Source organism: Lysinibacillus sp. NPDC096382 (assembly GCF_044762845.1).
Lineage (GTDB): Bacteria > Bacillota > Bacilli > Bacillales_A > Planococcaceae > Lysinibacillus.
In genome coordinates this window covers 548,267-571,064 of sequence record NZ_JBIWFC010000001.1, presented here as the reverse complement: position 1 = coordinate 571,064, position 22,798 = coordinate 548,267, and the positions used below count along the sequence as shown (strand labels likewise).

Below are 22,798 nucleotides of genomic sequence, written 5' to 3'. Positions count from 1 at the left end.
TTTGTGCAATAACGAATTGATGTGTAGTTTTTTATATCTAAAATTTGTAATCTACTATATCTCATCACCAAAACACGGGAGGTAGATTTACGTTCCATTCGGGCTACTTGAGGGCGTCCTGCCTCCACTCCAATCAACTGATGACATCCCACCTCAACTTTCAGCAACAATTAATCCCAATGCCTGTAAAATCTATAAAAAAATAGTGACATTCATTCAAGAAGCCTAAAAGAGAAATCATTATTATTCGTTTTTATATAGACTAAACAGTTTTAATGACCTATAATAATCCATGAATTCATCAATACACGAACATTAAGGTGGTTTTCATGACTAAATATACGTTAATTTTTAAAGGGACAGCTTTTTCAAGTAAGTCTCCTACTGAAATACAAATTTTAAAGAATTATTTATTCTTCATTAATGCTAACGGGATGATTGAGAAAACAGTAGCTCCTGAGCATCCAGATTATCAAAATCTGCTAACTTCATATCAGCATCAAGAAAATTTTCATCAATTAACTGAAGGACAATATTTCCTACCAGGCTTTGTCGATTTGCATGTTCATGCACCGCAATGGGCACAAGCTGGAACTGCATTAGATATTCCACTTTATGACTGGCTGAACACATACACCTTCCCGATCGAATCCAAATTCTCCGATTTAGAGTTCGCACAAGAGGTCTATGAAGATTTAGTAAGTAATCTTCTTGCAAATGGAACAACTACATCGCTCTATTTTGCAACCGTCCATAAAGAAGCAAGCCTGCTATTAGCGAAAATTTGTGCTAAAAAAGGGCAACGAGGTCTAGTTGGGAAAGTTGTGATGGATGATCCTAAACAAAATCCAGACTATTATCGAGATGCAAATACTCAAACTGCACTAAAAGATACAGAAGAATTTATTTTAGCTGTGAAGGAATTAGCCAAATCAACTAAACAAGGTGTTTATCCAGTTGTAACACCACGATTTATTCCAAGTTGTACAGACGATGCTTTAAAAGGTTTAGGAGAATTAGCTGCTAAATACAATACACATATCCAGTCACATTGTAGTGAAAGCGATTGGGAGCATGGCTATGTAAAGGAACGATTTAAGAAAAATGATGCCTTTGCCTTACATGATTTTGGTCTATTAGGCGATAAATCTGTAATGGCACATTGTAATTTCTTAAATGAGGATGATGCACAGTTATTTGCTGAAACAGGCACAGCGATTGGTCATTGTCCAATTTCTAATGCTTATTTTGCAAATAGCGTCATTCCAATTGCCCGCTTCCATGCAAAAGGCGTTGATATCGGATTAGGCTCAGATATTTCTGGCGGTTTCTCACCTAGTCTATTCGATAATGCTAGACAAGCAGTCATGTCATCTAGAATGTTAGAAGACGGTGTTGATACATCTCTTTCTACTGAAAAACGTGGTGTCCCAAATTCACGTATTACGATTAATGAAGCATTTTATTTAGCAACAGCAGGTGGCGGGGAAAGCTTAAGCCTACCCATTGGTCGATTACAAGAAAACTACACGTGGGATGTACAAATCATCGATACTAACATACCTTCAGCAAAACTTCCTATTTTTGATAACAAGGAAGATTTACAGGATATCTTCCAAAAAATTATGTATCTTGTGCGCCCTGAAAATATCCGTGAAGTTTGGGTGCAAGGAAATAAGGTTCACGCTAGAGCATAAATAAAAAAATTCCAAATTTACAATTTTGAGGTGTACATCTTAGTGGAAACGCAATATAACAAAATAGCTAACGATAAAATGAAAACTCAGCAGTTAACAGTTTTACCAGACGAGAAGGTGTCATTCGGCCAATCTACCCTACTTGGTTTACAGCACGTTATGGCAATGGATGTCTACGTAGTACCTTTCTTAATTGCGATGTTAATCGGTTTACAATCAGGTCAATCAAGTGCATTGATTCAATCGACTTTCATTGCGGCCGGAATTGCAACGATTATTCAAACTCACTTTTGCATGAAGTTACCGATAGCGCAAGGTCCTTCATATGTTCCAATCGGTGCCATTGTAGGTATATATGCAGCAAGTGGTAGTGGAGATCTTGGTTGGAGTACTGTGCTAGGAGCAAGTTTAGTCGGCGCCATTTTAGTTATTATTTTAGGTTTTACAGGTATTTTCAATAAAATCGTGAAAACGTTCATTCCGCCAATTGTCGGAGGAACAATTATCTTTGTGGTCGGTCTTTCATTAATGCCTGTAGGTTTAAGTAATAATATTTTTAATGCGGCAGGTGCATCTATTAACCAAAACATCTATTTAGCTTTAACTTCAGCTAGCGTTCTAATCCTTTGCGTTATGCTAGGTTTTGTCTTTAATAAAAAAGGCCGTGTATTTCGGATCACTTCAGTAATTATCGCTTTAATCGCAGGTTGTATTGCAGCAAATATTATGGGCGTTTTAGATTTATCAGCAGTGTCACAAGCAAAATGGTTTAGTATGCCTCGAATTCCATTTGCAGATTTCAGCTTCACGTTTAACTTTTCTGCCATCATTACAATGGTGATTATTTATATCGTCTTAATGGCAGAAACAACAGGTACATGGTTTGCAGTGAGTAATGTCATCGATAAACCATTAACGGATAAACAAATTAATCGCGGTGTGATCGGTGAAGGAATTGGTTGTTTCATTGCATCATTACTAGGCTCAACTCCCGTCACTGGCTACTCAACAAATGCAGGTGTGATATCGATTACAGGTATTGCAAGTCGTCGTGTTTTTATTGCTGCAGGTTTTTGGTTTATTTTATTCGGCTTCTCTGGTAAACTAGCTGCTCTTATTTCTGCCATTCCTTCAGCAGTTATCGGTGGTGTATTCGTTATCGTTTGTGGCATTATTGCGATTAGTGGTTTACAAGTAATGAAAAATGAAAACATTGGTGAAAAGGAAATGTATGTTATCGCAGTGCCAGTGATTTTAACATTAGCTCTAACGTTACTTCCTAAAGATTTCTTATACTCATTACCAACAACAGTTCAATACTTATTCGGCTCTCCAATAGCAACAGCAGCTATAGTAGCCATCGTATTAAATAAAATATTACCTAGTGTGAAATAGCTTTTAAACTAAAATGCACAATACTCCTACTCTTTTAGGAGATTGTGCATTTTCTTATATCAATTATGCCTCGGCATAATGGCGTCCGGAATCGGCTTAAATTTCTGAATTTTTTGTCCCACCTTCTCTTTTTTTTGTTATACTATAGTAAAAAAGTAGGGATTAAAATGATATACGACGTGATTGTAATTGGTGCAGGATCGATGGGGATGGCTGCTGGCTATAATTTAGCGAAAGCAGGCAAAAATGTCTTGATGCTTGATGCCTTTAATCCTCCCCACGAAGAAGGTAGTCACCATGGGGAGACAAGAATTATTCGCTTTGCGTACGGAGAAGGAGCTAGCTATGTACCTTTTGTCAAAAGAGCGGGTGAATTATGGAAAGAGCTTGCAATGTTAACGGATGAAGCTTTATTTTTACAAACAGGTGTAATGAATGTCGGTGAAGAGGCCCATCCTTTTATTCAAAATGTGAAAACTAGTGCTAAGCTCTACGATTTATCATTAGAACAGTATTCAGCATCTGAGGCAATGGAAAAATGGCCTGGATTATCCTTACCCGAAGACTTCGTTGTTTGTTTTGAGCCTACTGCTGGAGTCCTTCGTGTAGAAGATTGCATTAGCGCTTATAAAAAATTAGCCATTGAAGCAGGAGCAACCTTACATACAAATGAAAAAGTGCAGAACATCAAAGCTGGAGAAATTGTCCGTGTACAAACAGCAAATAATATATACGAGGCCAAACATTTAATTGTGACAGCTGGTGCTTGGGCAACTGAGTTACTACAAACAATGGACATCGCCATTCCTGTAACACCGACGCGAAAAACATTTGCATGGTTTGAGGCGGATGAGCAGCTTTATCATGAAGAAATTTTCCCGGCCTATTGTTTTGAATTTGCTGATTCTATGTACTATGGTTTTCCCAGTATTGATGGAGCAGGCCTAAAGCTTGGCAGACATGATGGCGGTGAGGCTATCAATCCAAACGATCCGCTACGGCCATTCGACGAACAGGATTTAATAGATTTACAAAACTTTATTAATCGTTTTATGCCTAAACATGGTGCGTTAAAATTCGGAAAAACATGTAAATATTCGATGACACCAGATGAAGATTTCATTATTGATTTTTTACCAGAGTATCGAAATATTGTCATTGCAGCGGGCTTCTCAGGACATGGTTTTAAATTTAGTAGCGCTGTTGGTGAAGTATTAGCTGATTTAACGCTTAACGGAAAAAGTAAGCAGGATTTATCACTCTTTAAGCTTAGTAGATTTAATACAAACTGATGCACTTACTACTGTGTCGGATTACTGCGAGAAGACTTCCTAATAGTTAAATATATATAACAACAAGTAAACATTGAAATTAAAAGCCTGTATCTTTAATTACCAAGTAATTGTAGATACAGGCCCTTTTGTAAAACGATCATAAAGTTGTTTAATTTTTATGCCTTTAAAGGCATAAGGCTGTCTTCTGTTTAAGTAAACTTATCGTTTCATTATCTTTTTTACGAAATAGACGAAGACATCCAACAAAATACCGTATAATAACCCAAGCCCAATGCGCACGATATAGCGAAAGAACGTAAAATCATTAGCAACCATATACTCTCGTACTGGGTCGTGATAGAGCAGCCACATATATACAAAATCAACCGTGAAAAGCGACATTAAAAGTCCCTTATCATCTTGACCTATCCAATGTAAAATGCAAATACCAATCATAATGATAACAGTCCACGTAGTGAAATTATTAAATGGCGCTGGGGCAAAGCGTCTTCCAGCTAAAATCACTGTAATTGGAAATACAATAATAGCGAGTATACCAAGTATCCCCAGTTGATAGAGATCAAATAGATTGATACCAATTACTGCCACTAAAAACGCAACAATACACATCATCATAATTTTAACATGCAAAGAACGTAAAAATGCCATTTCATTCCCTCCCGATTAGCATAACTTTTACTTTTTTATCGATGTCCTTCAAAATTTACTCACACAACTAAAATAACACCGTTAGTGTAATTTTACACTAATGGTGTTATTATTCAACACTTTATTCGTTATCCATGCCGATTAGTTTTGATATATGATATGTTTGCTAAGCATATTTCGTTGGGCATTAGCCATCATCCAACTTAACTTTAGATTTTTTAAGTTATGTAGTGAGATTTTTCATAACGCTTCCTTGATATTAAAAATTCGTATACCCTTATTTCACAGAGAGAGTAGTGTAAACTACTCTCTTATTTATTTTACTCAAGCAATTTGCGCTAGAACGTTTTGATGATCACCAATATGCTAAAGAACGTTTTTTCATTGCTTCTCGGTATTGCTCTGTGGAAATTGGCAATGCTGTATTTGTTTGATAATCCATAATGACACCATATTTACGAACAACATCCATTTGATTAATTTCACCTTTGTTATACATCTGCTCAACTTCTATTGGATCTGTTTCCAGCCAACTATGACGATTTTTTCGAATATAATCGCGTTCTTTTAATGTTGCAGTCATATCAATTTCGAAGGCATCTATATCACGGTCAATTTCATGGATGACTACGCCATAATCAAGTTTTGCGCGCTCAAGCGAAACATATTCATCTATCACGTCCTCTAAAACAGCGTTTACATCTCGTGTTAATGGGTCACCTAAACCACCGCCTCCTGCTGAGGGACGTGTAAAGGACTCTCCATTCTTCAACTCGACATTGGAGAAAATCGTGCCTAAAAATTCTTCATCCTCTTTGTTTGGATTTAAAATGGCCCCCTGCGCGATAGAAGGTAGGCCGCCCATAATCCCCCATGTAATGGAGCGAGAGCGATCACAGCAATAGGACATCACTGTTTGGTTTACATCCGTTAAAATGCCTCCCTTTTCCACACCACAGCCACCACGGTATTTACCTGGACCAGCTGAATCTATCATTATTTCATGCTTCGTTGTAACAACCGGAGACAAACGCTCTTGACCCTCGCATGGTTGAACACTCAAACCTACCCCAAAAACCGGCGAGGTAGTATTTGCACCATCACGGTCAATACGTCCACCATGGCCACCAGCCATCCAGTCATACCACATAAAATATTCACTACTATCTCTCCGCTGATCATACCCACCTATTAATAAATACTCTAAATTAAATGAACATGCGATAGCGCGTTCAGGCATAATATTCGACCATAATTCGAAGCAGGCATTCATAATTTTTTCAAAAGCGCCTGAACAATAGCCAGAAACAGCTACTGGGCTAGGTGCGTTAACGACTGAGTTTTCGGGTAGGAATATTTTCACAACACGATAAAATCCTGAATTCAGAGGAATCTCTGGGAAAAATGTTTTGGTTCCTGCATAAATACCAGAGAGTGCTGAACCAAAGCCTGCATTTAAAAAACAGCTAATATAAGGATGTGAATCGCTTAAATCATAAGCTATTTCATTCTCCGTAATGGTCATGTTCACACGAATTGGAATGAGGCCATCTCCTAATTGCGGATCCATATCAATATAGTCCACCGTTTCCCATTGTCCTTTTGGTAAAGCTTTAATTTTCGCTCGCATTAATCGCTCTACATAATTTTGAACTTCTTCAAAGGCTACTAGCACCGTGTGAATGCCATACTTTTCAATCATTTCTTGGAGCTGCTTCTCTCCAACCTTTGCCGCTTCCACTTGAGACCTTAAATCTCCTATACGTTCTTCCGGAATGCGCATATTCATGACAATAATCTTCACAACATCTGTTAAATATTGACCTTTACTATAAATACGAACAGGTGGGATACGTAGCCCTTCCCCGTAATGTTCCTTTGCTGTAATATCAAAGGAACCTGGGTTAGAACCACCAACATCTGCCCAATGTCCATTTGTTTGCATAAGTGCAATCAGTTTATCATCATGGAACACTGGTGAAATTACACGCACATCACTGAAATGTGTTCCACCACGATAAGGATCATTTACTAAAAATACATCACCTGGATGAATATCATCAGCGAAATCCTCTAAAACAGCTTTTGCAGTTAAATGTAATGTCCCTACATGTACGGAAATATCTTGCGTTCCCTGCATAACGGTATTCCCCTGTGCATCGCATAATGCACAACTAAAATCTCGATTATAAATGACAAACGAGTAACATGTACGTAACATTTGTTCAGCCATTTGATCGACTAAATTCACAAAGCCGTTTTTTAACACTTCAAATGTTACTGGGTCTAGATTTTGGACCTTATGATGTGTCACCAATTTCGTTGTACTCATAGCCAATTCCTCCTTATCGCGTATTAGTTCACCGTAATAATAATATTTTTATAGGCATCTACTTCCGCAGTAAACCCTGGTGGAATTACAGTCGTCGTATCTAGCTGATCGATAATGGCTGGACCAGCAAATTGTGTATAAACAGGTATTTTGTCGCGATTATATACGTTTGTTTCAATATATTTACCCTCAAAATAAACAGGACGTGTTTCTTTAAAAGCAGCTTCCAATGAGCCTTCAGGAACATATTGAGGAAAATTAGGTTTTGGTACTGTTCCTATAGCCGTTACACGTAAGCCAAATATTTCTACAGCTTGATCCTTATCAGAAAATGCAAATTCTCGTTCATGTTCTTGATGGAACGCTTCCAAAATAGCATCTAGGGAAGTGATTTGATCGGATACGAGAACAGCTAGAGATCTCCATTGTCCTTTATAACGAAGATCTATATAATTCGTTAATGACGTTGTGTTTTCTGCTATTCCTTCCTCTTCTAATAATTCTCTTGCTTCTTCTCGCAATGCATTAAATTGATTTGTCAGTTCCTCTACACTTACTTCATCTAGTTTTTTGACATATGTTTTAGAAATATCATGGCGTACATCTACAAGTAGGCACCCCATTGCCGCTGCTACACCTGGATGCGTAGGAATAATGACTTTTGGAATGTTTAAATCTTTTGCCAAATAGGCACCGTGTAATGGACCTGCACCACCAAAAGCTACAAGCGCGAAATCACGGGGATCATAGCCTCTCCGTACTGATATTAATCGAACTGCATCACTCATATTGGCATTTGCAACTTCTATAATGGCACTTGCCGCTTCTTCAACCGTTCGATCGAATGAATTTGCAATCTTTTCCACAGCTTCTCTAGCTGCCTCTTTATTTAACTGCATCGTTCCATCTAACAAATCCACACCAAGACGTCCTAACACTAAATTTGCATCTGAGTTAGTAGGCTCAATGCCTCCTCGGCCATAGCAAGCTGGACCTGGTACTGCCCCTGCACTTTGTGGTCCATTTCGTAAAGAACCGCCTTCATCTTTCCAGGCGAGGCTCCCCCCACCAGCTCCTATTGTTAATATTTCAATGCTCGGGAAACCAATTGGATAGCCATATTCAATCGACCAATCCTTTGTAATTCGTATATCTCCCTTATGCATCAGTGAAATATCGGTACTTGTACCACCCATATCTAAGCCGATTGCATTGTCAAATCCGCATAACTTCGCGATATGCTTACTGGCAATTGCCCCAGCAGCTATCCCAGAACTTGCTAATCTAGCAGCATAGCGGGGCACTGTACTTGAAGTCATAACACCACCACCAGAATGTAAAACTAATATTTCATCGTCATAGCCCTTTTTCTGCATTTCAGTGCTTAACTTACTAATGTAATTACTCATAATAGGTCCAAGAACGGCATTGATAATCGTTGTACTCATACGCTCATGCTCAAAAATTTCCGGAAGCACCTCGCTGGAAATACAAACATAGACATCCGGTAATTCCTCTTTTAAAATTCCTTTGACTTTCGCCTCATTTTCCCCGTTCACATAGGCATTGATGAAACAGACAGCAATGGATTCTGTTCCTCTGCGTTGTAATTTTTTTGCTAATAAACGAACTTCCTCTTCATCAATGGCTTGAAGAATATTTCCTTCATAATCTACTCGCTCTGTCACTTCAAATCGATCACGCCGTTGAATATAAGGCTTCGCAGTATCTTTGTACGTATCCCAAATATCTTCTTTCGTCCCTCTGCGGATTTCGATGACATCTCTAAAGCCCATTGTCGTAATAAGTGCTGTTTTTGGTAGCTTGCGTTCAATTAATGCATTCGTTCCAACTGTTGTACCATGAGAAAAAATTTTAATATCCTTCCCATTTAGTTCCGCTTTTGCTACTCCATTAAGAATTCCTTGTTCCGGGTTTGAAGGTGTTGACGACGTTTTTGTGACAAATACTTCTCCCGTCTCTTCATTAAAAACAAATACATCCGTAAACGTTCCACCGACATCAATTGCTAAACGACTTTGTGCCATTGCTCTACCTTCTTTCATTTATAAATTTTAAAAAGGCTAACACGCATTTTGCGGTTGTTCACATCGTGTTACTTTGCTTTCACTAAAACATATTTTTGAGGATAAAGTTAATGCCTCAAGAATATGCCCCAGATTTTTTTAATGATATCGCGTTCAATTCAAGAAAAATCTGGGCCATTACACCGAGGCATATGTGACATATATTTTTTTGTTTGCTATCCTAAAATTTTTTTCAACATAAACCTTTTACTCACTTTTTGTGCCAATCGTAATTGTTTTATACGTTGTAAAGAACTCTTTGGCTGCCTGCCCTTGCTCACGGGCACCGGTACTTGAGTTTTTCATTCCTCCAAACGGCGCTTGTGGCTCAGCTCCACCCGTTTCATCGTTAACCTGTACAAGTCCAACCTCACTACGGTTAATAAAATCAAATGCTTTCGGAATGTTATTTGTATAAATAGAAGCACTCAATCCAAAATTAGAATCATTCGATAATCGAATCGCTTCTTCATAATCTTTTACTTTGATAACGGCTAAAACTGGTCCGAAAATCTCTTCATGGGCAATCGACATTTCATGTGATACATTCGTAAAAATTGTTGGGTCAATATAGTATCCTTCTAATATACTTTTTGTAGGACCCCCGCCAAATACTAGCTCTGCTCCCTCAGCTTTTGCTTTCTCGATGGCGGATAATATAGAATCATATTGTCCTTTAGATGACACAGGCCCCATCGTGACACCAACTTCTATTTTTTTAGCTTCTTCAATTAACTGCTCTACTACCTTTTCATAAACCGCTTCCTCGATGTAAACTCGACTAGTTGCTGTACAACGCTGTCCAGTCTGTTTCATCGCACCTTCAATCGTTAATTTTGCAGCTTGCTTGATATTGGCATCAGCTAAAATAATCGCTGCATTTTTCCCTCCAAGTTCAAGCTGAATTTTTTTATTAGTCGATCCAGCAGTATCTAAAATACTTTGCCCCACACTATTTGAACCTGTAAATGTAATCGCTTTTACTTCAGGTGCATCCAATAATACCTGCCCAACCTTTGAACCACGGCCTTGCACGACATTTAACACGTTTTTTGGCAAACCTGCTTGTTGAAATAATTCTCCTATTAATTCACCAGTTAAAGCGCTTTCAATAGAAGGCTTCCAAACAACCGTATTGCCGTACACTAATGCTGGTGCAATTTTCCATAGAGGAATAGCGACAGGGAAATTCCAAGGAGTTATGGCAGCAACGACACCAAGTGGTACTCGCATTGTGTACAATAATTTCGCTTCATTGGCAGAAGGTAACACTTCCCCTGTTGCCCGCATCCCTTCTTGTGCAAAATAACGTAAAATGGAAGCGCCACGTTTAACTTCACCAAGCATTTCATGTTTCGTTTTACCCATTTCACTCGAAGCTATTTCAGCTACTCTATCAATATTTTTCTCAAGTAAGTCTGCTGTCACGCGTAAAATTTCTCCACGCGCAACAGAAGACGTATTTTTCCACCCTTCAAATGCTTCCTGAGCTGCAATGATAACGTCTTTCGTCTCATCTATTGTCAAAAGCTCAACTTGGCCTATACATTGAGATGGTTTCGCCGGATTAAACTGTTTTCGTATTTCTCTAACGATAGTTGTCATAAAACTCCTCCTTAAAATAATGATCGCTTCGTTGACATTAATCTTTTTCAACAATTGTTTTACGTATATGCTCAAATGTCTCGTCTAAAATACGTAACATTTCATCTAGCTCTACTTTTGATAGAATGAGAGGTGGAGAAAAGACAACTGTATCTTGCTCATACGTAACTGTTCGTAGAATCAATCCTCGTTTCATCGTTTCTTGTACAAAAATGGGACTAAGAGGAGACTCAAACAATTCACCCGTCTCACGGCTCTTCACTAATTCAATGGCTCCAAGTAATCCAAGCGTTCGCACGCGTCCGATAAAGCTATATTTTTCTTGCAGTGCTCGGAATCCTTCTAACATGGCATCGCCCATCTTTGCAGCATTTTCAACGAGATTTTCGCGCTCAAGAATCTCTATATTTTTCAACCCAACTTGACAAGCGAGTGCATGGCCGCTGTAAGTGTATCCGTGCATTAATGTCCCTTTAGAAAGTTCGCAAAGATCTTGATGCAGCTTTTCGGATATCGCCACACCACCAAGCTGAACATAACCACTCGATACTCCTTTAGCGAATGACATCATATCTGGCACTACCCCGTAATGTTCCATACCGAAAAATTTCCCTGTACGACCAAACCCGGTAATGACTTCATCTGCAATGAATAAAATACCGTACTCATCACAAATTTTTCGCACTTCTTTAAAGTAATCTTTTTGTGGAATATTAACCCCACCTGCACCTTGTACAGGTTCAGAAATAAACGCCGCCACAGTCTCAGGGCCTAACGCTTCAATCGTTTCACGTAAATTACGTACGGATTCGCTATATACATAATGGAAATCAGGTGCGTGCGAATTCGTAAAGTCACGAAATGCCTGTAAGCCTGTCGCATTTGTAGCACCCATTGCGACACCATGGTATGAATGGGTACGTGAAATAATTTTTTGGCGCTCTGGCTGTCCTTTTAGTAACCAGTAATGACGTGCTAACTTAATCGCTGTATCGTTCGACTCTGAGCCCCCAGAAGTGAAAAATACAGTATTTAAGTCTCCAGGAGTTAAAGAAGCAATTTTCGTCGCTAAACGAATAGCCGGTTCATTGCTAAAAGAAGCGAAGCAGGAACTAAATGCTAATGTAGATATTTGCTCCTTCGCCACTTCGGCAATTTCTTTACGACCATGCCCAATATTTACATTCCATAAAGAAGACATCCCATCAATGAAGACATTTCCTTCTATATCTTTTAAATAAATGCCATTGCCCTCTGTAAAAATGGCTGCTGGCCCTTGTGTTTGTTGTTGCTCAATCGACGTTGTTGGGTGTAGAAAATGTTTTTGATCTAACTTTTTTAACTCTTCTTTTAGTTGAATTGTCATAAATGCCAACCTCTTTTCGTTTTAAATTTCATACACAATTTTAATAGCAATTCTCATGCCAACTGATGAAACAATTCCTTAAGGCGTTGTAATTTTTTTGACTCATTTCAAAAGAAAAGGAATTGATTTTTATATAAGTTGATTGGGGTGGAGATTGGGTGACTCCTTGGGGATCAGCAATAGAGGAACGCGAGTGAAGCGGCTCATCGGACGCCCCAGGAAAGCGCCCAATCGGAACGGAAATCAACCCCACGTTATGAGAAAGCAGCGTTTTTTTCTATTAGTTACTTCACAACAACTGCAACAAAATGAAAAAGGAACACTTTCATTTTTCGAAAATGTCCCTCAATCTATTAACATAATGATGCATTACATCATTTTCCTTGTATGAATTAGTAAGCATTGCAATATTACTAGCTACTGTGCATAGATGAAGTTTTGATGCAAAAATACATCGTTAATCCTCATATGAAATTTGTTTCGTTAATTGGAACTTTTGTATTTTACGTACTAATGTTGACTGATCACATCCAAGTGATTTAGCAGCTTGCCTAATACTTGGATATTTAGATAGAGCTTCTTTAATAATCTGCTTTTCAAACGCAGCTACTTGCTCCTTTAAAGCACCACTAAACTTCGGAGTTACAACCTGTTCCTGAATGCTTTGTATTTCTACTGGGTTTTCTAGAACACGTGTAATAGTTGGGTTACTATCTAGTTCTTGTTGCACAATAAATGCTGTTATTTCTGGCTGCGTTGCTAGTAAGCAAATACGCTCCACCATGTTTTTAAGTTGACGTACATTGCCTGGCCAATCATAAGATTCTAATATTTTCATTGCCGATGACTCAATTGTCCGATGGATCCCATATTTTTCTTCAATAATTGCCAAAAAATGGTTGACTAATGGGATGATATCTTGACGACGTTGTCTTAAAGGAGGAATTTCAATAGGTATAATATTTAAACGATAATATAAATCCTCACGAAAATTACCTTGCCTCACCATCTCCGCTAGATTTCGATTTGTCGCAGCGATAATACGTACATCAATAGGAATAGGCTTTCCGCTACCTAGACGCTGTACCTCTGATTCTTGGAGCACACGTAATAATTTCGCCTGTAGTAGCAAGGGCATCTCTCCAATCTCATCTAAAAACACTGTGCCACCTGACGCAATCTCAAATAACCCTGCCTTACCACCTCTTGACGCTCCCGTAAAGGCTCCAGCTTCATAGCCGAAAAGTTCAGATTCTAATAAATTCTCTGGGATTGCACTACAGTTAATCGTTAAAATTTGCTTATCATGACGGCGGCTATTTGCGTGAATAAGCTTTGTTATCTCTTCTTTGCCTACGCCCGATTCACCACCAATTAATACAGTAGAATCTACCTCTGCAACTCTCATAACACGCTCTACAACCTGCATCATTGCTGAAGATACAGCGATTAAACTACTTTTTGTGTTTTCTTTATTATGTAAGGCATGTAGTTTATTTTTAAAATTCTCGTTTTGAACTTCTAATTTTTTTACTTCTTTCTCTAACAGCTTTAATTGTGTCATATCACGAGTAATAGCAACTACATATTGTAATTCGCCGTATTCATCAAATATCGGTTTTCCAGAAACTAAAAAGCATTTGCCATTAATGAACGTCTGCAAAATAGTTACTTTTTCTTTTGATTCAATTACTTTCATCGAAATGGAATCACTCATTATTCCTTCAGCGATGACGTCTTTTGCATATCTCCCCATTAAATCAATGCCCACAATTTCAATATCTATATCATTTTGAAATATAATTTTGCCATCGCTATCACAGACTGTAACGCCATCGGATATGGAGTTTAATACTTTAATTGACAATGGGTTCATAAAGTCTATATAGCTATACTGCATGAATGGTTTGACATGGAATAAGCTACCTTGCGAAGTCTCAATTACATGAATAAAATAGCCTTCTACATCAAAGGTTTCTATTCCTTTACTATATTTTTTTATTATTTTTTCAAGAAGCTCTATTTGGATATCACTTTTAATCATTACCTCATCATTTTTTACAATAAAAAAATGCTCCTCTTTATGTAGTTGAGTTATCGACATCTAGATCACTCCCTCTGAACTTTAAAGGCTTTTTCATACAAAAAATTCGCTCTTTCTACGGGGCATCTGGAAGCCTAAAAGGTATTAAAGTTTCCTTTGGCTTGATATCTTGCAGAAATATTGCGAATTTTTTGTATTTTTATAGTATTCTACTCTGATGCTAGCTTTTCCTCTATTTGCTCTGCTGGCCTTGTCGACAGCTTTCGCATAATCACGAACAACACAACTGAGCCAATTAATACAAATGTACTCAAATAGAATTGTGAACGTAAAGTTTCGATGAGCGCTTGGCATAAATAGACGACTGTTAAAATACCAATTGTCACATACGATAAATATGGAAATAACCACATTCTAATCGATAATGGCTCATCTGAAACTTTATCGTAATAACGTCGGAAACGAATTTGTGAAATAGCAATAAAAATATAAACTGCAATCATTAATCCTCCAACGCAATTACCTAAAAAGTAGAAAATAACTTCAGGTGAAATGAAGTATAGCATCGCACAAATATAGGCTACTACTGTACTACCAATAATAGCTGGTACAGGCACACCTCGACGATTTTTAATTTGCGAGAATATTTTTGGTGCATCCCCTTGACGCGACATTTCAAGTAGCATACGTGAGCTTGTATAAAGGGCTGAATTTAACACAGAGATTAGTGAAATAAAAATGACGATTTGAATAAGTTGAGCAGCAATTGGAAGCCCTGCCATCGTTAATATATTTGCATAAGGCGCTGCCAATATTTTCGAATCATTCCAAGGGATGATTAAAACCATAATAGCTACTGAGCCTACAAAAAATAACCCTAATCGAAAGACAACATTGCGAATGGCGCGGACAATATTTCTCGCTGGATTTTCAGACTCTGCTGCCGCAATGGCTGCAACCTCAGCACCACAAATTGAAAATATAACAAAGACAATGGCCGTAAAAATCGGGACAATACCATTCGGAGCAAATCCACCGAATTCCGTTAATATCCCTAACCCCTTCGGTTCATAATTTGGCCAAATTCCTAAAATCATAGCTATACCAACAACTAAAAATACAATAATTGCCGTAACTTTAACGAAGGACAGCCAATATTCAAATTCACCAAATGATTTTACTGAATAAATATTAACAATTGTCATCAATAATGTTATGCCTACGCTTCCGAGCCATGTTGGTATCATCGGGAACCAATTATGCAGCATTCCCCCTATGAGTGCCGCTTCTAACCCCACAATAAATACCCAGCTTGCCCAATAAAGCCATCCTACTGTAAACCCTGCCCATGAACCAATATACTTCCCTGCATAGGAAGCAAATGAGCCTAGTTCTGCCGAACCTCCTGATTTCTTTCCTAATACTATTTCTCCTGATGCCATTTCCCCAACCATTTGCATGATCAGAACTATAAGCATGCATGCAATCGCATATGAAATCACCGCCGCAGGACCGGTACTTAAAATATTTTTTCCTGTCCCTACGAAGAGCCCTGTACCAATAACCCCTCCAATGGAGATCATTGTAATATGCCGTGTTTTCAATGATTTTTGCAAAGCCCCCATTAAACCACCCCTTTGTGTTATGTAGACATTTACTAGCCCCTTTCCTCTACTTCAATGTCTATCGTTTAATGAGCAATTCTGATGCCAAACCTACTCAATTATTAAAAATTTCAAAAAATATCAATCTGTACATCTATTGTTGTTATTTAAAAACTGTCTTATCACCAAAAATTGTTGATGACATTTTTTAAAACATAGTAATTTTTGTTGATTGGAGTGGAGGCTGGGCGACTCCTTGGGGATTAGCGTCACAGATGAGACCCTGCAGCGAAGCGAAGCGGCTCATCGGACGCCCCCAGGAAAGCGCACAGCTGGAACGGAAATCAATTTCACGTTAGGTGAGGAGCCTTTACAAAAATCTATGAATCTTTTCATATGCGTTTTTCAAATTTTGATGCAAAAATACATCAATGACCGTTTATTTACATCATCTATCCATATACACGATTAAATGAACTCATAATATTCATCTCTTCCCTGTACTTCGCTACTGTCCGTCTGGATATTTGGATACCTTCAGCACTTAAAGTATTTGTAAGCTGTTGATCAGTTAATGGCTTTTGTTTATCCTCTGTCTCAATCAACTGCTTTAGCCGCTTTTTAATATACATAATAGAATCCATCTTTCCAGAAATATTCATTACTCCTTTTGTAAATAACGATTGTAAAGCATATACGCCATGGGCGGTTTTTATATATTTTCCACGTACTGCCCGACTAATCGTTGATACATGTAGACTTAAAATGTCAGCTACATCTTTTAACCGCATAGGCTTTAATGCTTCAATGCCTTTATGAAAAAAATCTTCTTGCAATTCCACTAGCAGTCTAGCTAATTCGTACAGTGTTTTATCACGTTGTTCGATCCCTTGTAATAATAAAAGTGCATCTTTCATTGTGTCTTTAAAATAGGTTTTACAATTCGGATCATTCTTTAGCATTTCAACATAATATTTATCGATAGTGACGCTTGGTAAATATCCGCGATTTAATTTAATCATCCATTCCTCTCCTAATTTTTCTACTTCGATTTCTGGAATGACATATGGAATCGCTTCAAATTTATCTCCTGTTATCAATGGTTTTAAATTTTTTATATAGTTGACAGTTTTCTTCACGTCATGAAGAGACGTCTTATACTTTTTACTTAATTGTTTAATAGCTTGTGCGGCCACTAACTCTAAATCCTCTTCGATCAATCGAGAGGCTAATTTCGGTGCTAGCGCATCACTGTCTACCTGAATGAGTAAATACTCCTTATAATTACGTGCCCCTACTCCTACTGGCTCGAAAGTTTGAAGTAAGTCCAATAGCGCCTCTACATGCAAAACATTTGTATTACACTTATTTGCGACGATTTCTACATCAACATCTAAAAATAGACGTTCATCTAAGGATTGAATTAAAAACGTTATGATTTTTAAATCTACAGTAGATAGATTTTTATGCATTGGTACTTGTTCCAATAAAAACTGCTCATAGCTCTCTTTTGCTGCAAACTTCATCTCAATGGGATTAAATGAATGATGTTGCGGTGCATGATATTGCGCAGAATAACTCTTATCAGAATAACTTGCTAATTGCATAATTTCCTCATATTGCATTTTCACCGTCGCATCAGTGACAACTAACAGTGGATTTTCGTTAGCCTTATCATAAATATACTGTTCTAATTCATTTGTTGAATATTGTAGTATTTCTAAATGCTGTACTAGCTGTGGTGATAACACTTGCATTATTTTTTGGGAAGTTTTGATAGCTATTTGCATACCCCATACCTCCATCGCGTAATTTTCTACATAGTAACACGTTTATTCTCTCTTTTTCCATTTTTTAATCAAATGTTTTTTCGAATTATAGCGTAGCTGACATCCTTTTTGCCGAAGTAACTCATCGGACGCCCTTAGGAAGCTTTGCTCTGTGCGAAAGCGGAGCGGCAGCAACGAAGCGCTCAGGCGGAACGAAAATCACCCCCACGTTTTGGTGATAAACCACGAGCCTCCCTACTCTATGTATTAAAATTTTCTAATAATTCCAAAAAAGTAATTGACTGCAGTTATAAGCCATCATAAAATACACATATATAATAACAGTTACCACATTACGGTAAAAAATAAGGAGTGATCAAATGTTTCATGTACCAACTGTGCAATTTACACAAGAGCAGGAGCAATTCCGCTTAGATGTTCGAACGTTTCTACAGGATGAATTAGCAAAAGGAACTTTCACGCCTAAATGTGACTCTTGGCTTAGTGGAGATGATCCTGAATTCTCTAAATTAATTGGTCAAAAAGGTTGGATTGGCTTAACTTGGCCTAAAAAATATGGTGGTCAAGAGAGGAGTACTATTGATCGATACATTTTAACGGAAGAATTTTTAGCTGTTGGTGCTCCGGTTGCTGCACATTGGTTTGCTGATCGCCAAACAGGCCCACTTCTTTTACGGTATGGAACAGAAGAGCAGCGAGAATATTTCTTACCGAAAATTGTGAAAGGCGAATGCTACTTCGGCATAGGTTTAAGTGAACCAAATAGTGGATCCGACCTCGCTTCGGTTAGCACACGCGCTGAAAAAGTAGAGGGTGGATGGATTGTCAACGGTCAAAAAATATGGACGAGTAATGCACACCTTTGCCATTATATGGTGACTTTAGTACGGACTAGTCCTTTTGATGGAAAAAGCAAACATGCAGGGCTCAGTCAATTGATTGTTGATTTACATGCGGAAGGAGTAACGGTTGTTCCAATTAAATTTTTAACCGGAGAGCATCATTATAACGAAGTATTCTTTGACAATGTTTTTGTACCTGACAATATGGTTGTAGGGGAGATCGGTAATGGCTGGGCTCAAGGATTAGCAGAGCTTGCCTTTGAGCGCAGTGGTCCAGAGCGAATTTTAAGCACTTTCCCATTAATCGATGAACTTATTCAAGAGTTAAAGCGCCAAAAAAATTTAGAAGGGTTACAGCAAGCGTCTAAAATAATAGCTCGTCTTTGGGGCCTACGTAATTTGTCAATTGGCGTAGCCCAGCTTTTAGAATCTGGTAATGGTGAAGACGTATCTATTCCTGCAGCACTTGTGAAAGCACTCGGTACGAAATTTGAGCAAAGTATTCCTGAAATTACACGCTTAATCGTCCAGACTTATCCTACTCTTGACGCTCATCGTAAAATTGATCGCTTTATGGCTGAATCCATTTTACATGCACCAGGTTTCACTATCCGAGGAGGAACTTCAGAGGTACTGTATGGCGTTGTAGCGAAAGGGGTTGTAGCACAATGAGTGAAATGAAAGATATGATTCTTGATGTTGTAGAACGCATGTTAAAAGAAAAAGTCGATAAAGAGTTAGTCGATACAGTGGAACAAGGTCATTGGGCACCAGAACTATGGGATTTGTTTAAAGAAAACGGTATGACAGCTGTAGCCTTTACAGAAGAAAATGGCGGTGCAGGTGACGACATAGAGGATTTATTAAATATTGTTCGTTTAACTGGAAAATACGCTGCACCAATCCCATTTGCAGAAACAACATTTGCAAATTATTTATTAGAGTTTACTAGTTTACAAGTAATTGAAGACTTGGCCACGTATATGCTCTACCCTAACCAAGCCTTTACGTTAGAGAATGGCAAATTAACCGGAGAGGCGATCCACATCCCTTGGGCACGTCATACAAAACATCTAGTGACACTTGCCTATAGCACGGAGGGTACTCATCTTGTAGAAATCGATTTAAGCCAAGCTGAAATTAAGGTAGGATCAAATTTAGCAGGCGAACCGCGTGATACCGTGATATTCCATCATGCTAAAGTTTCACAAGTATCTGCTGTGTTATCTCCTGACAAGATACACGCTATTACAACACTCAATACTGCTTTTCAATTAGCACTGATGACTGGTGCCGTCGATAAAATAAATGATTTAACTGTTCAATATACGAAAGAACGTGAGCAATTCGGTCGACCGATTCATCACTTCCAGCTCGTTCAGCAGCATATTGTACATTTAGCAGGTGAAACAGCGATTGCTCTAGCTGCATTTAATAATGTAACGGAAGCACTTCTAAAAAACAATCAAAATAGTGAGGTTGCTTACGCCTGTATTCGTTTCGAAGAAATTATTCAAGCAGTGACAACAATTGCGCATCAAGTACACGCTGCAATTGGTACGACACACGAGCATAGTTTGCATCAATTTACACGCAGACTTTGGTCATGGCGCGATGAAGGGGCTAGCACCTCTTATTGGACTAATTTAGTAGCAACACAGCTACTAAAAAATAGCGGAGATAGTCTATGGGGATATTTAACTTCAAGTAGCGCAAACTCTCCATTTCTCAAAGTAGAAGGATAAGGCCAATGACCAACATTAATTTGTGACAAACCACTAATGACATGATAAGGAGTGTTATCAATGACTGATTTACTTTTTGAAGTGCAAGACCATGTTGCTACGATTACATTAAATAGACATGAGGCGTACAATGCTTTTAGTGAAGAGATGATCGCTAAATGGATTGAAGCCCTTGAAACTGTTCGTGATTCAGAGGATATTCGTGTTGTCATCGTAAAGGGTAATGGAAAATCATTCTGCGCTGGTGGGGATATTAAGGCGATGCAAGCTGGGGAAGGATTTTTCCAAAGCGAGGACGATATCTCTTCTACAGGATTAGCACGAAAAAATTCTCTGTGGAAAAAGATTCAGCGTATTCCCCTTCTCCTTGAAGAAATTGATAAGCCCGTTATTGCACAGGTACATGGATTTGCAATGGGGGCAGGACTTGATATGGCCTTAATGTGCGATATACGGATTGCCGCAAAATCTACAAAGATTTCAGAAAGCTACATTAACGTTGCGATCGTGCCAGGCGACGGTGGCGCTTATTACTTACCAAAATTAATCGGCATCGATCAAGCCTTGGACATGTTCTGGACAGCTCGTGTATTAACTGCCGATGAAGCAAAAGGCAAAGGTGTTGTGACATTTGTTGTAGAAGACCATGAGCTTGACGAATACACATTGAATTATGCAAAGGAATTAGCTAGTCGTCCAACTACGACATTGCAATTCATAAAGCGTGCTGTATATCAAAGTCAACGGATGGATTTACGTAGTGCCCTTGATTACATTTCATCACAAATGGCTATTGTTACAGAGCTAGATGATTTTAAAGAGGGTGTGAACGCAGTTGTAGAAAAACGTAAGCCTATTTATAAATGACGTGTTTAGGAGGACTAACAATGCAACCTCTTGAAAATATTCGAGTATTAGATTTATCTCGCGTTTATGCTGCTCCTGCTGGCTCCATGTTGTTGGCAGATTTAGGGGCAGAAGTAATTCGTATAGAACATCCAAATGGTTCTGATAGCATGCGTGATTGGGGGCCATTTGTGAATGGTCAAAGTACGTATTATTTATGTGCCAATCGCAATAAAAAATCGATCACATTAGATTTAAAGACAATGGAGGACAGAGAAAAATTTAAAGAACTTGTCAAAGATGCTGATGTCGTCCTCGAAAATTTTAAAACGGGTGACATGGAGCGAATGGGGCTCAGCTATGAGGAATTGAGCAAAGTGAATCCTAGAATCATCTATTGTGCAGTTACAGGATTCGGTCAAACTGGTCCTCTTGCACACGAACCAGGCTTCGATCCAGTAATTCAAGCGATGAGTGGTTTAATGCATGTCACAGGCTCACCTGATGGAGAACCGACAAAAGTTGGTGTTCCTATTGCAGATATTTTAACCTCTAACTATGTCGTCATTAGTATTTTAGCCGCTTTACGAATGCGTGATCAAACAAATAGAGGGCAATTTATTGACTTAGCTTTATTAGACGTTCAGATGAGTAGCTTAGCGAATGTAGCGAGTGCTTATTTAAATACAGGTTTTATTTCAGAACGTCTCGGTAATCGTCATAATAATGTTGCGCCCTATCAAGTATTTAACTGTGCGGATGGCCCCCTAATGATTTGCGTTGGGACAGATGGACAATTTAAAAAGTTTTGCACGATGTTGCAACGTGAGGAATGGGTCAATGATCCGCGCTTTTTAACGAATACGATGCGCAAGCAACATGAAGCGGAGCTTGTTCGGATGATTACTGACATTACCATGACAAAAACACGGGATGAATGGATTACCTTGTTACAGCAATACAAAATTCCAGGTGGACGTGTGAACACAATTGCTGAGGCACTAGAACAACCGCAATTTATGGCACGAGACATGATTGGTGAAATAGAGCACGAACAATATGGTACAATCAGATTCATCAAAAGCCCGTTAAAGTTCTCTGATTTAGATATTCAATATAAATTAGCACCACCGATACTTGGAGAACACACAAACCAATTCCAAAAGTCCTCTCTACAAAAATAAAATTGCGCTATAATAGAAGTACTTTTATGGTTCATCACTGAAAGTTCGGAATGACATTTTATTAAAAAGTATGTCATGTGGATAGGTTGATTGGAGTGGAGACTGGGCGACTCCTTGGGGATTAGCGATAGAGGAACGAAGGCTAAAAGCATCACATCCTGTGATAACGCCTTCGTGACCAACATCGTGTTGGCCCGAGACCCTGGAGCGAGCAACGCGAGTGAAGCGGCTCATCGGACGCCCCCCAGGAAAGCGCCCAGTCGAAACGGAAATCAACCCCACGTTATGGTGATGGGCCAGTTTTATCTTCATTAATAA

General features: G+C 38.5%; 15 protein-coding genes. 7 read left to right on the top strand and 8 right to left on the bottom strand.

Annotation, left to right across the window (positions count from 1 at the left end; translation table 11 throughout):
• Positions 1-329: 329 nt before the first annotated feature.
• The 3 genes from guaD (at position 330) to solA (ending at position 4,384) form a co-directional block, all read left to right on the top strand.
• Positions 330-1,697: a guanine deaminase gene (guaD, locus tag ACIQZA_RS02695; RefSeq protein WP_402879887.1), complete on the top strand. Its 1,368-nt coding sequence runs from the start codon at positions 330-332 to the stop codon at positions 1,695-1,697.
• Positions 1,698-1,739: 42 nt separating this feature from the next.
• Entirely contained in the window at positions 1,740-3,092 is a 1,353-nt protein-coding gene (locus ACIQZA_RS02690; protein WP_400935374.1) for a uracil-xanthine permease family protein, read from the top strand.
• Positions 3,093-3,259: 167 nt separating this feature from the next.
• A complete protein-coding gene (solA, locus tag ACIQZA_RS02685; protein WP_400935376.1) occupies positions 3,260-4,384 on the top strand; it encodes an N-methyl-L-tryptophan oxidase in 1,125 nt (374 codons plus the stop codon).
• A 201-nt stretch (positions 4,385-4,585) separates the two neighbouring features.
• On the opposite strand, the gene ACIQZA_RS02680 is transcribed toward solA, so the two are convergent.
• From ACIQZA_RS02680 to rpoN, 8 genes are all read right to left on the bottom strand, one after another.
• Positions 4,586-5,035, bottom strand: a complete 450-nt coding sequence (locus ACIQZA_RS02680; RefSeq protein ID WP_400935378.1) for a hypothetical protein — start codon at positions 5,033-5,035, stop codon at positions 4,586-4,588.
• 355 nt (positions 5,036-5,390) lie between these two features.
• Positions 5,391-7,367, bottom strand: coding sequence for a hydantoinase B/oxoprolinase family protein (locus ACIQZA_RS02675; protein ID WP_402879889.1), 1,977 nt, complete (start codon positions 7,365-7,367; stop codon positions 5,391-5,393).
• Between the two features lie 23 nt (positions 7,368-7,390).
• A complete protein-coding gene (locus ACIQZA_RS02670) occupies positions 7,391-9,415 on the bottom strand; it encodes a hydantoinase/oxoprolinase family protein (RefSeq protein WP_400935382.1) in 2,025 nt (674 codons plus the stop codon).
• Between the two features lie 246 nt (positions 9,416-9,661).
• Positions 9,662-11,059, bottom strand: coding sequence for an aldehyde dehydrogenase family protein (locus tag ACIQZA_RS02665; RefSeq protein WP_402879890.1), 1,398 nt, complete (start codon positions 11,057-11,059; stop codon positions 9,662-9,664).
• Positions 11,060-11,096: 37 nt separating this feature from the next.
• On the bottom strand, positions 11,097-12,425 hold the full coding sequence (locus ACIQZA_RS02660) for an aminotransferase family protein (protein WP_402879891.1): 1,329 nt from the start codon (positions 12,423-12,425) through the stop codon (positions 11,097-11,099).
• A 457-nt stretch (positions 12,426-12,882) separates the two neighbouring features.
• Positions 12,883-14,529 carry a sigma-54 interaction domain-containing protein gene (locus ACIQZA_RS02655; protein WP_402879893.1) on the bottom strand — a complete coding sequence of 549 codons (1,647 nt, stop codon included), beginning with the start codon at positions 14,527-14,529 and terminating at the stop codon, positions 12,883-12,885.
• A 149-nt stretch (positions 14,530-14,678) separates the two neighbouring features.
• Entirely contained in the window at positions 14,679-16,094 is a 1,416-nt protein-coding gene (locus ACIQZA_RS02650; RefSeq protein WP_402879895.1) for an amino acid permease, read from the bottom strand.
• A 431-nt stretch (positions 16,095-16,525) separates the two neighbouring features.
• Positions 16,526-17,863: an RNA polymerase factor sigma-54 gene (rpoN, locus tag ACIQZA_RS02645; RefSeq protein ID WP_402879897.1), complete on the bottom strand. Its 1,338-nt coding sequence runs from the start codon at positions 17,861-17,863 to the stop codon at positions 16,526-16,528.
• Positions 17,864-18,222: 359 nt separating this feature from the next.
• Here rpoN and ACIQZA_RS02640 point away from each other — a divergent pair, with 359 nt between their 5' ends.
• From ACIQZA_RS02640 to ACIQZA_RS02625, 4 genes are read left to right on the top strand one after another with little or no spacing between them, the layout of a single operon-like run.
• Positions 18,223-19,377, top strand: coding sequence for an acyl-CoA dehydrogenase family protein (locus ACIQZA_RS02640; RefSeq protein ID WP_142509747.1), 1,155 nt, complete (start codon positions 18,223-18,225; stop codon positions 19,375-19,377).
• Complete coding sequence (locus ACIQZA_RS02635) at positions 19,374-20,450, top strand: acyl-CoA dehydrogenase family protein (protein ID WP_402879899.1); 1,077 nt, start codon at positions 19,374-19,376, stop codon at positions 20,448-20,450. The genes ACIQZA_RS02640 and ACIQZA_RS02635 overlap by 4 nt, the downstream gene beginning before the upstream one ends.
• Before the next feature lie 60 nt (positions 20,451-20,510).
• Positions 20,511-21,317, top strand: a complete 807-nt coding sequence (locus tag ACIQZA_RS02630; RefSeq protein WP_402879901.1) for an enoyl-CoA hydratase/isomerase family protein — start codon at positions 20,511-20,513, stop codon at positions 21,315-21,317.
• 20 nt (positions 21,318-21,337) lie between these two features.
• Positions 21,338-22,480, top strand: coding sequence for a CaiB/BaiF CoA transferase family protein (locus ACIQZA_RS02625; RefSeq protein ID WP_402879903.1), 1,143 nt, complete (start codon positions 21,338-21,340; stop codon positions 22,478-22,480).
• Positions 22,481-22,798 lie beyond the last annotated feature (318 nt).